The organism is Emticicia sp. (genome assembly GCF_043780375.1).
Lineage (GTDB): Bacteria > Bacteroidota > Bacteroidia > Cytophagales > Spirosomataceae > Emticicia.
In genome coordinates, this window is record NZ_JAYWCU010000142.1 from 1 (window position 1) to 12,996 (window position 12,996).

The following is a 12,996-nucleotide window of genomic DNA, read 5'->3' on the forward strand; positions in this document are numbered from 1 at the left end:
GGTACAACAAAGTTACTAATAGGAAATGTAGCATCGACTGCCGATGCCAATAGTATTCAAATAGGAGGGAAGGGCGACGTAGTAATTATGGGTGTAAAATTTAAGCAAAACTATTTGGGAAATAAAAAAAGAAGTGTCTTGGAAGATTCTCTTAAAATGGCTAAAGCTGAACTCGAAACAGTAGATGTTTTGGTAAAAGTTGCAGAAAATGAGCGAATAATGCTCATGGCAAATGCCAATGTGAAAAACGAAAAAGACGGTGCAACACCCGAAGATTTGAAAGAAATGTTAGATTTCTTTCGTACAAAACTAACTGAAATAGGTACTCGACAAATGCAATTGGTACGCCAATCGAAAGATTTACAAGAAAAAATTGCTCGTTTTCAGAAACAACTTACTTCTCAAGGTACTAACCTTAATCAACCTGCGGGAGAAATCGAACTTACTCTAACTGCCAAAGCATTTTCAAATATTGAATTAAATCTTAGTTATATTGCCAACAGTGCAGGTTGGTCGCCTGTATACGACATTCGTGCAAAAGATGTAAAAAGTAATATAGAGTTGGCATACAAAGCCAATGTTTATCAAAATACAGGCATTGATTGGAAAAATATAAAATTGACACTTTCAACTGCAAATCCAGCAGAAGGTGGAACAAAACCCGAACTTGTGGCCCAATATGTAAATATTAATGAGCAAATTGCGATGCAAATCAAAAATGCAAGAAAAATGACGATGGGCGTAGATGCCCCACAGGCGATGTCGATGGAGGTTATTGATACACAACCAGATGTAGTCACAAGTGCATCATTTGTAAGTACAGTTCAAACGACTTTAGCTGTAAATTTTGAAATTTCTCTGCCATACAATATCAATTCGGGAGGCAATGCCGAGATGGTTGATATTCATAACCATTCATTACCAGCAAGTTATAGATATTATGTTGTACCAAAATACGATAAAGATGCTTTCTTGACAGCAATAATTACTGACTGGGAAAAATACAATCTACTTCCTGGCACAGCCAATATTTATTTTGAAGGAACATTCGTTGGTAAATCCGACATTGCAGGTGGCGAAGCTAAAGATTCTTTATTAATTTCTTTGGGTCGTGATAAAAGAATTATTTCAAAGCGTGAAATAATTGAAGAGTTTAAGTCTAGAAAAAATGTAGGATCAAATATTAGAGAATCTTTTGGCTATAGAATTACACTTAGAAATACTAAAAGCGAAGCTATCAATATTATTTTGGAAGACCAAGTGCCAATTTCGCAAGATAGCCGCATAGAAGTCGAATTGGAAGAGGCAAAAGGAGCAGATTTTAACCGAGAAAATGGTAAACTTACTTGGAAATTGACTTTGCAACCACAAGAAAACAAAGAAGTTTTGTTGAAATACAATGTAAAATATCCAAAAGGTAAAAATATTCAAGGACTTTAAGATATAAGATTGGAGATACTGGATTTAAAAAAATATTTTTTAAACCTTTCATTTTCTTTCATTCAAAATCTCAAATCCTTTATCTCCAATCTCAAAATATGAATTTAGAAAAAATCTGCCAACAAACAATCGAAGTTGCTCAAGAGGCTGGGGCATTTATCGCCCAAGAATCGGCAAAGTTTAAACGTTCTTCTGTCGAATATAAAGATGTAAACAATGTGGTTTCTTATGTCGATAAGGAAACTGAAAAGCTAATTGTAACGTATCTAAGAAAAATAGTTCCTGAAGCTCAATTCATCACCGAAGAAGGAACTGCTGAAACCTCTGACATAGAAGGGTTGAATTGGATAATTGACCCGCTTGACGGAACAGCTAATTTTATTCATGGTTTACCTAACTATTCAGTAAGTTTGGCTTTAGCTCACGGGAAAGATGTGTTAGTTGGTGTTGTTTATAATGTTTGTACCAAAGAAATTTTCTCGGCAACCAAAGGTGGAGGAGCATTTCGTAATGGAGAAAAGATTCAAGTTTCACCGATTCAGCATTTAGGCGAAAGTTTATTGGCAACTGGTTTTCCTTATTATAAATTTGAAAATCAAGATAAGTATTTATTGATTTTAGAGTCATTGATGCAAAAAACTCATGGATTACGCAGAATGGGTTCGGCTGCCATAGATTTAGCTTATACAGCCTGTGGATATTTTGATGGGTTTTATGAATATAATCTTAATTCGTGGGACATGGCAGCAGGGATTTTATTAGTAACCGAAGCAGGCGGTTTTGCCTCTGATTTTTCGGGTGGAGATAATCATCTTTTTGGTGGCGATGTAGTAGTAGGTTCGAACGTTCATGCGGAACTGCTGGCAGAAATTCAACGTTATTGGAAGTAATAGAGTTCTGAGTTCTTTATTCTATCATGCAAAAATCAATTATTCACTCATTAGACTCATGGATTTAGAAGCATCGGGCGGCGAACCGCTTAAATACCCAATCGGCGATTTTGAATATGGTAAAAAGTATTCAAGTGCAGATACTCGTTCGCACATCAAAGTTTTAGACAAATTGCCACAAAGATTAAAGACATTAACTTCAAAACTTACTGATAGTCAGTTAGATACGCCTTATCGACCCGATGGATGGACGGTTCGTCAGGTAGTTCATCACATTGCAGATAGTCATATCAATATGTTTACACGCATTCGTTTTGCTTTGACCGAAGAAAATCCACCAATCAAAGGCTACGATGAAGCAGCTTGGGCATTATTGCCTGACCATCAACTGCCAATTAAGCCATCTTTGCAGATTATCGAAGGATTGCATAAACGAATGGTTTTTTTGTTTAAAAACCTTAATAAGCAAGATTTAAAGAAGACTTATTATCATGGAGGTTACCAAAAGTCTTTCGAAATAAAAGAAGTAATAGCCTTGTATGCTTGGCATTCGGAGCATCATTATCAACACATTATTCAAGCATTGAAATGATAGAAAATATTATTATCGGCATTGTGTTTATGGGAGCATTGATTTATTTAGGCGGTGTTATCAGGAAACAATTTTCTGCAAAATCATCGGGTTGTGCCAGTTGTGCGGGTGCTTGTAAAACAAATATTAGCCTAGAAAAGGTGAAAAAATAATAGAAATTCAATTTAACTCCCCCTTAATTTGGAGAGGGTTGAACTGAGTTAGTTTACATTGGTGTAAAAGTTGCCTCATCAATAATTTGGTGGGCGTGTTCTTTTCCTAAGTATTTGTCAATCAGATTATGTGCCAAATAAATAAGCGGTGTTAGCAGAATGGCAACAATAAATTTATACACATAATTATTGAAACCCGTTGTTAAAACTTCTGTCAATGTCCAATTATTAAAAAGATAAAAGGCAATAAATACAACTACATAACTATCTATCAACTGCGAAATCAACGTAGAACCAGTTGCTCTTAGCCAAATCATCTTGTTATTTGTATATCTTCTCAACCAATGAAAAACGGTTGCATCAAGTATTTGTCCAACTAAAAAGGCTGTAATCGAACCTAAAATTATACCCAAACCTTGCCTAAAAATAATTCCATACGCTTCATTGATGTTTAAAAACTGTCCAGAAGAGTCTCTATTATTATGATTTACCCAAAAATTGGCAGGAGAAACAATCGTGGAAACATAAATAATAACAAACGAATAAGCAATGAGAATAGCAGTTAAGTAAGAGATTTTTTTTACGCCACTTTTGCCGAAATATTCATTAATAATATCGGATGTGATAAAAACAAAAGGCCAGTTTAGCACACCTGCCGACATATTGAAGTCGAATTTACGACCAAAAAGTGGAATTTGTAAGGGAGCAATTCCCAAGGTTGCTTCGACCGAAAATATTTTTGCCCCAATCACTTCTGCGACAATGGCATTAGTCAAAAATATGCCACACAAAATTAAGTAAAGCGTCTGTTTTTTAGATTTGATAGAATCAGACATAAATGTTTTGTTTTAAATAATCATTCCGTCTTGCATGACTAATTTTCGGTCTGCCATATTTGCCAATTGTTCATTGTGCGTAATTATAACAAATGTCTGATTAAATTGTTTCCTCAATTCAAAAAACATTTGGTGCAATTCTTCAGCATTTTTAGAGTCTAAATTACCACTTGGTTCGTCAGCAAAAATAACTGATGGAGAATTTATTAATGCTCTTGCCACGGCAACTCTCTGTTGCTCGCCGCCTGAAAGCTCTGAAGGAAAATGTTTGATTCGCTCTTCCAAACCAAGCATTGTCAATATTTCTTCTGCTTTTTGGGTGGTTTGTGCATTGTTTTTTCCATTAATCCAAGCAGGAATACACACATTTTCTACGGCTGTAAACTCAGGCATGAGGTTATGAAACTGAAAAATAAAACTAATTTTTTCGTTCCTAAATTTTGCTAACTCTTTGTCTTTCAATGAGTTATAATTAATATCTCCGAGAAACACTGCTCCCGAATCTGCTTTATCTAAAGTACCAAGAATATGCAGTAAAGTGGTTTTTCCAGCTCCAGAAGCACCTACAATCGAAATGATTTCGCCTTGGCTAATTTCTAAATCAATGCCTTTCAACACTTGTAGATTTCCGTAATTTTTTTTGATGTTTTTTGCGATGAGCATATTTCTGTGGCTATGATTTTACTGAATCGCCTATATTTAATTCGTTATAAAAAAGTTTTAGATAATACTTGCATAAAATTAATGATTATGCTGCATAAATGGGCTATTTCTTGTATTATTATATCAATTTAGCAATTAACTTATAATTGATAATTGTAATTTCACTTTTGTTCACTAATTTAGCAAAAAATTTAAAACTTAAAAAAATCCTACTTTACATGAACGTTCACGAGTATCAAGGTAAAGAAATATTGAGCCGTTATGGTGTCCGAATCCAACGAGGAATCGTTGCCGAAACACCAGAGCAAGCAGTAGCGGCTTATCAACAAATTGCCGAAATGACAAACTCTAAGTTTGCCGTTGTAAAATCACAAATTCATGCAGGTGGACGTGGAAAAGGTAGTATTGTTGGTACAACTCAAAGAGGCGTTCAGTTAGCAAAATCTGCTGATGATGTAGAACGAATTGCTACTAATTTGCTTGGAAATGTGCTTGTTACTATCCAAACTGGTGCAGAAGGCAAAAAAGTAAACAAAATACTTATTGCTGAAGATGCCTATTATCCAGGCGATAGTGAGCCAAAAGAATATTATATGGGTATTTTGCTCGACAGAGCGAAAGGCTGTAATGTAATAATGGCTTCTACCGAAGGAGGAATGGATATTGAAGAAGTTGCAGAGCATACGCCCGAAAAAATATTCAAAGAGTGGATTGACCCTCGTGTTGGTTTACAGGCGTTTCAAGCTCGTAAAATTGCGGATAAATTAGGCTTGTCTGGCGAAGCAAACAAAGAAATGGTTAAGTTTGTAGGCTCACTTTACAAAGCTTATATTGAATCAGATGCTTCGATGTTTGAAATCAACCCAGTTTTGAAAACTTCTGATAATAAAATATTAGCAGTTGATGCAAAAGTTGATATAGATGATAATGCTCTTTATCGCCACCCTGATTTGTCGACAATGCGTGATAAATTAGAGGAAGATCCATTGGAAGTAGAAGCCTCAGAAAGTGACTTGAACTATGTAAAACTTGACGGAAACGTAGGTTGTATGGTAAATGGTGCTGGTTTGGCAATGGCTACGATGGACATCATCAAATTAGCTGGTGGTGAGCCTGCTAATTTCTTGGACGTAGGTGGTGGAGCAAATGCTAAAACAGTAGAAGCAGGTTTCAGAATTATCTTGAAAGACCCAAATGTTAAAGCGATTTTGATTAATATTTTTGGTGGAATTGTACGTTGCGACCGTGTTGCGAATGGAGTTGTTGAGGCCTACAAGGCTATTGGCGAAATTCCGGTTCCGATTATTGTTCGTTTACAAGGTACAAATGCTGCCGAAGGTGCTAAAATTATCAACGATTCAGGTTTGAAAGTTTATTCAGCAATTGTTTTGAAAGAAGCAGCAGAATTAGTTGAGAAAGTATTGAACGACTAATTTTTTTGACATAAAATTAATAAAAATGCCTGATGATTTAATTTATCAGGCATTTTTATTGGTGCTTTTCAATGCTAAATCAATCTACGTGCATGGTAGAAGTTTTCTGACAACAATCAGGTAAAGCATCGTGCGATTTTTGATCAGCAATTATCTCATCGGCATCATAGCCAATTTTAGAAATAACTTGCTTGATTTTTTCAGGACTTGTCTTTTTTGTATTGTAAGTTATCGTTACAACTTTGTCTTTTAAGTCCAAGTTTGAATTAACAATACCTTTAGAAACACCCAAATCACGCTCGATGCGTTTTTTGCACATTCCGCAAATAGCCGATGTTTTGATTTTTATTTCAGCAGTTTTTGGTGGCTCAGCAAATGGTTGCCCTACTATTGCTAAATTGCTGATAGTTAATAAAATAACTAAAATTGATGCGATTTTTTTCATTTCTAATCTGTTTATATTTAATAATTTATTTGATAATTCTGATACTATAATGCAAACTTTGATAGAGATAGTTCCGTTTAACAATACTTTAACAAATGATATTGTTTCATTGATCTTAAATATTCAACAAAATGAATTTAATATTCAAATTACTTTAGCTGATCAACCAGATTTATTAACTATCGAAAGTTTTTATCAATCGAATAATGGAAACTTTTGGTGTGCAATAGATAATCATTCTAAAAAACTAGTCGGCACAATAGCCTTAATTGACGTTGGTTATAATTTCGGTACCATCAGAAAAATGTTTGTTCGTGCTGATTATCGTGGAAAAGAGAAAAATATTGCCAGTATTTTACTCGAAACTCTCGAAAATCATGCAAGACTTAATGATTTAAATGCACTTTATCTTGGTACAAAAGATGTTTTGCTTGCTGCTCAAGCTTTTTATGTCAAAAAAGGATTTTATTTAATTGATGAAAGTGAGCTACCTGCAAAATTTCCAAGAATGGTTGTTGATAACCGATTTTTTAAAAAAGAACTTTAATTGAAAAAGTTATTCCTTTAAAACTATTCCATTTGGTTGCTTACCAACACTTACATCTTGTATTTTTAGATGTTTTACTACCTCAATTACTGAAACTGTATTGCCTTTTTGATTGACAATATAGGCTTTCTTTTCATCCTTCGAAAAAGTAACAGCATGAGCATCATCGCCTGTTTCAATATTTCCTTTTAATACCCAAATAGGAGTCGCATTTGTATTATTTTTTCTTTCAAAAAAGGCAATTTTGTTTTCTCCAGATTGACAAATCCAAAGTTCATTAAGTGTTTGATTATAAGCTATTTGCCCAGGTCTGAAATTTACATCAATAAATTCGGTTGCAGTCAAATTTTTAGTCTCAATGATATTTATTGATAATGAAACTTTGTTTTCAACGTACATTTTACCGTCATTTCCTGCCCATATATTTGTTGGATACGGGTCAACTTTTACTGTTTTTATGATTTCCTTTGTACTAACTTTTAAAACGTACACAAAACTACTTTCGCCTAAAGCGATAAAAGCATATTGCCCATCTTTTGAAAAAACTACTTCACTTGGATCTGAGCCGAGAGCAATCTTTGCTTTTTGAACTCCTGTGTTGGCATTAAAAACGTACATTTCACCTGAATGAGTTGATGTAGCTGACCAAATTTCTAATCCATCAGGGCTAAAAGCGGCATTAAAATTAGCATTTGGAAGTGCAATTTTTAATAATGTCGCTCCACTTTGCACATCAATTATAACAATTCCACCTTTTTTGTTTGTGGCATTATGCAAAAAAGCGTGACCAAGTGTAAAATCAAATTCAGGTATAGCAATAGCTAATTTTTTTCCATCAGGAGATATATTAATATGATGCGGGAAACGTCCTACATCGGTCAATTGAATAATTTTTTTAACAGTTAAATCATTCAAATTGATAATCGAAATATCGTTACTTCCTCCATTGATAACATAAGCCTTTGGATAATCTATTTCTACTGGTTCAGGATTTGCAATTTCCTTTTTTTTGCATGAAAAAGTTAATGATTGAACACATATAAAACTAATTATAATACTTTTAAAAGTAAATATACTCTTTTGACTTAATTTCATATATGATTCTTTTTTATTTATTCAACGAATCAATTCACCTTGCAAGTATAAGATTAAGTTACTGTTTTTAGATTATTATAGACTTTTAAAGCTCAGTATTTATCAAAGTCTTCCGCCTAATTTATATCTTGTACCACAATAAATCACTCGTCCGATCACAGGCCCCCATGCACTTCCTGCATCAAATCTATTGCCAAAAGGGTTTTCAGGAGTAATGATTGGTGCTTTTTGAGTAAAATTTGTTAGATTTTCGACACCGAGATATACATCCCATTTGCGGAAAGAGCGAGTTATTTGTGCATTGATATTTACAAAAGCGGGAGCAAATTGTATGGGCATAGATTCGTAACTCGTATGTGAATAGTTTTGTGATAAATTGGGTATTCTTCGTACGCCGTTATATTGTAAAGTTGCATCAAATTTCCATTTATCGAAAGGTAGTGCATAGCCAACATTGAATAAAACTCTATCTCGTGGAATAAACATTTTTTGAACTGTTATTTGTTGGTTTAGTGATTTTCCTAAGGTTTGCCAAATATCAGAATATCGGTATGCTATTTTAAACTCTAAGCGATTGACCGGAACTAAATTTAACTCAATTTGAGCTGAATTTGCGTAGTTTCTACCTTGTGAATTATAAAAATACAAGAAATTTGGATGTTCGGTATCGCCGATTAATTGATTTTGAAAATTGGTATGAAAAGCGTCAATTATCAAGGTTGATTTGCCAAAAGTTTTGGTCAAACTTATGCCATAATTCCACGAAACTTCGGGTTTGATTGTTTCTAAAAATCTTACAGTACGTGAACTTACCAAATTACCAAAATATTCGGCAAATGGATTGGGTGTACGAAATCCTTTTCCTACCGAAAGTCTTAACGCTGTTTTCTCGGTAGCATTATACAAAATATGTAATCTGGGCGTGAAAATTATACCATAAATGTTGTGCAAATCAACCCTCGAACCAACTACTGCGGTCAGTTTATCAAGGTATTTGTAAGTGTATTCAAAAAAAGCTCCCCCAACTATTTCTTTTCTTTGATAAACTAAATCGGCAAATTTTTCGTCGTATTTATCATACAAAAAACTAACCCCAGTTTTATAAGAGTGATTGGTATTTCCAAAAATATCTTGATAAATTAAATTTCCGTAGAGCGTTTGCTGATTTCCGTTATATGGTCTAAAACCAAATTGAGATTTTGAATCATGAATCACGCCATTTAAAATCAATCCTAATCCTCGATAAGGCTTTGTTTGATACAATTTAGCTGTTTTTGAAAAGAATTCAGCCCTGTTGGTTGTATTTGAAAACCTGTAAATAAGATTATCTAAAGACAATGGATTTTTGTTTATTTGTCCTCCCAAACGAGTATCGTGCAAGTATTTGATACCAAACTGTGCTACCATTTTATCGGATTGATATTTCCAACGATTGATAAAATTGGCTTGTGTATATTGAGGCAAGTCATAAAAGTTATCATTGTTTTTATCAATGGTTGTTTGCATTGTTGAACCATGTGTTAATAAACCAACCGACCATCGAGCCGCTTTTGGACTCCCTTTAAACTTATGAGCCAAATTTAAATTTATTTCACCTCGACCTAAACTATTGACATAGGTGTTGAGATAGATTTTTTCAGATAAATCAGGCTTTTGTAACTCTACATTTATTTGTCCAGTCATTGACTCGTAGCCATTCACTACCGAGCCAGCCCCTTTGCCAATATCAATTGACTGTACCCATGTGCCAGGAATATAGTTTAGCCCAAATGTGCTTGCCAAACCTCGCAACGAAGGTATGTTTTCTACATTCATCTGCACATAAGTTCCTGCCAAGCCCAAGAGTTGAATTTGCTTTGCACCAGTTACGGCATCGGCATAACTCACTGAAACTGAGGCGTTTGTTTCGAAACTTTCGGATAAATTACAGCAGGCTGCTTTAGCTAATGCCTTTGAAGTCAGAATTTCGGTATGTATCGGTGACATTCTGTCTATGGCGGTCGAACTACTACGAACGACAACTTCTTGCAACTGATTATCAGATTGTAAGAAAATCTTCAAATCGGTTTCATTGCTTATAGAAATAGTATCAGATTTATAGCCTACAAAGCTAATAATGAGCTTGTTAGCTTTAGCACGTGGAATAGAAAACTTACCGTCGGCATCGGTTGTAGTAGCTATTTTTGTGCCAATCCAATTGACGGTTGCCCCAATAATTGGTTCTTCTTTTGCGTTATTTTTGTCTAATACAACACCTACAACATTTTGTGCAATCGAATTTACACTGAGTAGTAAGGTCACTACTAAAACCAAGAAAGTATTATTTTTGATTAAAATTTTCATTTTCATTTTTACTTAAACTATTTCAAATTGTAACATCATGCCGTCGTCTTCGTGTTCGAGGTTGTGGCAATGCACCATATATTTTCCTTTATTGTCTGGAAATTTCATTGTTACTTTTACTATCTCATTTGGTAGCAACAAAACCACATCTTTCCAACCTTTTTCATGCGGTAAAATTCCACGGTTTCCACTTCGTTCCGAAATCTGAAATTGTACTCCGTGAATGTGCATCGGGTGTGGTTCATCACTACTATTATTGAATATCCAAGTTTCAGTATCTCCAGCTTTTACTGTTTCATCAATTCTATTAGATTCATACAATTTATTATTAATTCGGTGAGTCATTCGCAAACCCATTTTCATTTGAAGTTTGAAATTGCGTGTTTTACTCGAAATAGCCAAACGCTCAATAGTTGATAAACGTGCAGGAATTGTATAATTTTCCGAAACAGTTTTTTTAACTATAAACTTCATCAAACTAAATTCTTCTTGCCCTTGTGCTTTACTACCGTTAGGAAAAGTATTTGATTTTAAAAAAGCAACGTCTCCAAGAGATAACTTTCCAAAATCAACCAAAATATCTATTCTTTCGGCTGGGCAAAGTAGGAGGGAAGTCACTTTTACAGAGTTTTCTAATAATCCACCATCAGACCCAATTACTGTAAAAGGTAAGTTATTACTAAAAGCTAAGTTATAAATTCGAGCGTTCGAGGCATTTAAAATACGTAAACGGTAAGTTGTATTTGTAATTTCGGTGAATGGGAAAGCAATTCCATTAACAGTTATCGTTTCGCCCATGTAGCCAGACATCACTTCATTTGTCGTAGGGTTATATAGTAAAGCGTTGTTAGTCAGTCTTTTATCTGAAATAATTAAAGGCAGTTCAAGTTCACCAGATGGCAATTTTAATGCGGCTTCTTCGGCATCATTCACAATAATCATCCCTGCCAAACCCATGTATGTTTGTCGAGCTGTTGCTTCATGTGGGTGTGGGTGATACCAATATGCTCCCGCTCGCTGATTGACAGTAAAACGATAATTGAAACTTTCATTGGCATGAACAACATCATTGGGGTGTCCGTCCATTTTTGCTGGAATCAACAGACCATGCCAATGAATATTTGTGTGTTCGTCTAAATTATTCTTGAATAAAAGGCTAAAATCATGTCCTTTTTGCATCTTAAAAAGTGGACCAGTTGACATATTTTCCATGTAACTTAGCATTTCTGTCATGCCATTATTGTTCACTTTTGCCAAAGTACTTTTAGCTGTCATAACATAATCTTGTGGATTTTGAATAACCTTTGGAAAACCTAAAAGATTACTAAAATTATCACTTGCCATGCTCACAGGTACTGGTTCAACTTTCATGCAACTTTCAAGCAAGGCACTTCCTGCCACTATGCCAATCGCACTTTTTTTGATGAATGTTCTACGTTCCATGTTAAAATTCAATTTATGAATACAATTTCATTTGAGCTTGTATTTTTAATTTTTTAGTACAATTCCATTAGGTTTTTGCCCAACTTCAATATCTCTAATTTTTTTATGTGTTACTACATCTATTACAGAAAGACTGAGGTTGCCTTGATTGGTTATATAAGCAATTTTCCAATCTTTCGAAAAAGCAATAGCATGAGCATCTAAACCTGTTTGAATGCTACCTTGTTTTTTCCATTTATTATTTTCACGAGTAAAATAGTAAACAAAACTTTGTCGTGCATTGCTCACCCAAACCTCATTAAGTGCTTGATTATAAGCCACATATCCAGGTGTGAAACCTAAGTCTATGGTTTCGACAACTGCCAATTTCGCAACATCTATCACACTTACAGTTTGACTAACTTCGTTATCTACATACATATTCCCATCAACACCCATCCAAGCTCCAACTGGTTCTTTACCAACTGCAATTGTTTTGATTACTTTTTTGGTATCAATATCTATCACCGAAACTGAGTTTCCTTCTCCGTTGGCTGTAAATGCGTATTTGCCGTCGACTGAAAATGTTACTTCGGCAGGTTCTTCTCCCACTAAAATAGTATTTTTAAGTGTCATCGTTTGAACGTCATAGACCAAAGTTTTGCCTTCATGTTCCATCAAAGTTGTCCAAATTTCTTTGCCGTCGGGCGAGAAAATTGAATTGTGATTTGGCTTTGGCAATTCGGTATTTGCTAAAATATTGCCATTTTTGGCATCTACAATCAAAATTCTTCCTTTATTTTCGTGGCTTCCCGAATGCCCTTCGCTCAAATCGACACCAGGAACACCAATACTCAACTTTTTACCATCGGGTGAAAGATAAATATGATGAGGAAACTGAATACCTGTGCTTGTATATCCTGACTTTTGAGGTATTGAAGAATTATCAAGAACAATTGTGTTTTTCACAACATTAGAAGCTAAATCAATCACCGTGATAGTCGTACTTTCTCCATTGATTACGTACGCAGCAGGCGAAGTAATAATGCGAGTTTCGGGTTTAACTAACTGATAATCAATGATTTACGAATAAAAACACAGGATGTCATCAAAAGTAGTAATTTTGTAATTGCACAAA

At 34.6% G+C, this 12,996-nt stretch carries 13 protein-coding genes; 6 read left to right on the plus strand and 7 right to left on the minus strand.

Features of this window, described 5'->3' with window-relative positions:
• The 4 genes from ACH2CJ_RS11170 to ACH2CJ_RS11185 form a co-directional block, all read left to right on the plus strand.
• On the plus strand, positions 1–1,440 hold a 1,440-nt coding region (locus ACH2CJ_RS11170; RefSeq protein WP_394992885.1), incomplete at its 5' end, for a DUF4139 domain-containing protein.
• A gap of 98 nt (positions 1,441–1,538) precedes the next feature.
• Positions 1,539–2,330: an inositol monophosphatase family protein gene (locus tag ACH2CJ_RS11175; RefSeq protein WP_394992886.1), complete on the plus strand. Its 792-nt coding sequence runs from the start codon at positions 1,539–1,541 to the stop codon at positions 2,328–2,330.
• A 58-nt stretch (positions 2,331–2,388) separates the two neighbouring features.
• Entirely contained in the window at positions 2,389–2,922 is a 534-nt protein-coding gene (locus ACH2CJ_RS11180) for a YfiT family bacillithiol transferase (RefSeq protein ID WP_394992887.1), read from the plus strand.
• The gene (locus tag ACH2CJ_RS11185; RefSeq protein ID WP_394992888.1) at positions 2,919–3,074 is read left to right on the plus strand and encodes a FeoB-associated Cys-rich membrane protein; all 156 of its coding nucleotides are present in this window, start codon (positions 2,919–2,921) and stop codon (positions 3,072–3,074) included. The genes ACH2CJ_RS11180 and ACH2CJ_RS11185 overlap by 4 nt, the downstream gene beginning before the upstream one ends.
• A gap of 53 nt (positions 3,075–3,127) precedes the next feature.
• Here ACH2CJ_RS11185 and ACH2CJ_RS11190 read toward each other — a convergent pair whose 3' ends face one another.
• Complete coding sequence (locus ACH2CJ_RS11190; protein WP_394992889.1) at positions 3,128–3,910, minus strand: queuosine precursor transporter; 783 nt, start codon at positions 3,908–3,910, stop codon at positions 3,128–3,130.
• A gap of 12 nt (positions 3,911–3,922) precedes the next feature.
• Entirely contained in the window at positions 3,923–4,573 is a 651-nt protein-coding gene (locus ACH2CJ_RS11195) for an ABC transporter ATP-binding protein (protein WP_394992890.1), read from the minus strand.
• A gap of 218 nt (positions 4,574–4,791) precedes the next feature.
• On the opposite strand from ACH2CJ_RS11195, the gene sucC reads away from it, so the two are divergent.
• A complete protein-coding gene (gene sucC, locus ACH2CJ_RS11200; protein ID WP_394992891.1) occupies positions 4,792–6,006 on the plus strand; it encodes an ADP-forming succinate--CoA ligase subunit beta in 1,215 nt (404 codons plus the stop codon).
• Positions 6,007–6,085: 79 nt separating this feature from the next.
• Here the strand turns inward: sucC and ACH2CJ_RS11205 are convergent, their stop codons facing one another.
• Positions 6,086–6,451 (minus strand): heavy-metal-associated domain-containing protein, encoded by a 366-nt coding sequence (locus ACH2CJ_RS11205; RefSeq protein WP_394992892.1) that lies wholly within the window; start codon positions 6,449–6,451, stop codon positions 6,086–6,088.
• Between the two features lie 49 nt (positions 6,452–6,500).
• On the opposite strand from ACH2CJ_RS11205, the gene ACH2CJ_RS11210 reads away from it, so the two are divergent.
• The gene (locus ACH2CJ_RS11210; RefSeq protein WP_394992893.1) at positions 6,501–6,998 is read left to right on the plus strand and encodes a GNAT family N-acetyltransferase; all 498 of its coding nucleotides are present in this window, start codon (positions 6,501–6,503) and stop codon (positions 6,996–6,998) included.
• 9 nt (positions 6,999–7,007) lie between these two features.
• Here the strand turns inward: ACH2CJ_RS11210 and ACH2CJ_RS11215 are convergent, their stop codons facing one another.
• The 4 genes from ACH2CJ_RS11215 to ACH2CJ_RS11230 form a co-directional block, all read right to left on the minus strand.
• A complete protein-coding gene (locus ACH2CJ_RS11215; RefSeq protein ID WP_394992894.1) occupies positions 7,008–8,093 on the minus strand; it encodes a YncE family protein in 1,086 nt (361 codons plus the stop codon).
• 102 nt (positions 8,094–8,195) lie between these two features.
• The gene (locus tag ACH2CJ_RS11220; protein WP_394992895.1) at positions 8,196–10,436 is read right to left on the minus strand and encodes a TonB-dependent receptor domain-containing protein; all 2,241 of its coding nucleotides are present in this window, start codon (positions 10,434–10,436) and stop codon (positions 8,196–8,198) included.
• Between the two features lie 12 nt (positions 10,437–10,448).
• Positions 10,449–11,879, minus strand: a complete 1,431-nt coding sequence (locus ACH2CJ_RS11225) for a multicopper oxidase family protein (protein ID WP_394992896.1) — start codon at positions 11,877–11,879, stop codon at positions 10,449–10,451.
• 45 nt (positions 11,880–11,924) lie between these two features.
• Positions 11,925–12,827: a hypothetical protein gene (locus tag ACH2CJ_RS11230; protein ID WP_394992897.1), complete on the minus strand. Its 903-nt coding sequence runs from the start codon at positions 12,825–12,827 to the stop codon at positions 11,925–11,927.
• Between the last annotated feature and the right edge of the window lie 169 nt (positions 12,828–12,996).

Excerpts from the sequence above, each read along its gene's own strand:
- ACH2CJ_RS11225 (WP_394992896.1), bottom strand. The coding sequence starts at position 11,879 with ATGGAACGTAGAACATTCATCAAAAAAAGTGCGATTGGCATAGTGGCA.
- ACH2CJ_RS11190 (WP_394992889.1), bottom strand. The coding sequence starts at position 3,910 with ATGTCTGATTCTATCAAATCTAAAAAACAGACGCTTTACTTAATTTTG.
- ACH2CJ_RS11220 (WP_394992895.1), bottom strand. The coding sequence starts at position 10,436 with ATGAAAATTTTAATCAAAAATAATACTTTCTTGGTTTTAGTAGTGACC.
- ACH2CJ_RS11210 (WP_394992893.1), top strand. The coding sequence starts at position 6,501 with ATGCAAACTTTGATAGAGATAGTTCCGTTTAACAATACTTTAACAAAT.
- ACH2CJ_RS11215 (WP_394992894.1), bottom strand. The coding sequence starts at position 8,093 with ATGAAATTAAGTCAAAAGAGTATATTTACTTTTAAAAGTATTATAATT.
- ACH2CJ_RS11205 (WP_394992892.1), bottom strand. The coding sequence starts at position 6,451 with ATGAAAAAAATCGCATCAATTTTAGTTATTTTATTAACTATCAGCAAT.
- ACH2CJ_RS11180 (WP_394992887.1), top strand. The coding sequence starts at position 2,389 with ATGGATTTAGAAGCATCGGGCGGCGAACCGCTTAAATACCCAATCGGC.
- ACH2CJ_RS11175 (WP_394992886.1), top strand. The coding sequence starts at position 1,539 with ATGAATTTAGAAAAAATCTGCCAACAAACAATCGAAGTTGCTCAAGAG.
- ACH2CJ_RS11195 (WP_394992890.1), bottom strand. The coding sequence starts at position 4,573 with ATGCTCATCGCAAAAAACATCAAAAAAAATTACGGAAATCTACAAGTG.
- ACH2CJ_RS11185 (WP_394992888.1), top strand. The coding sequence starts at position 2,919 with ATGATAGAAAATATTATTATCGGCATTGTGTTTATGGGAGCATTGATT.
- sucC (WP_394992891.1), top strand. The coding sequence starts at position 4,792 with ATGAACGTTCACGAGTATCAAGGTAAAGAAATATTGAGCCGTTATGGT.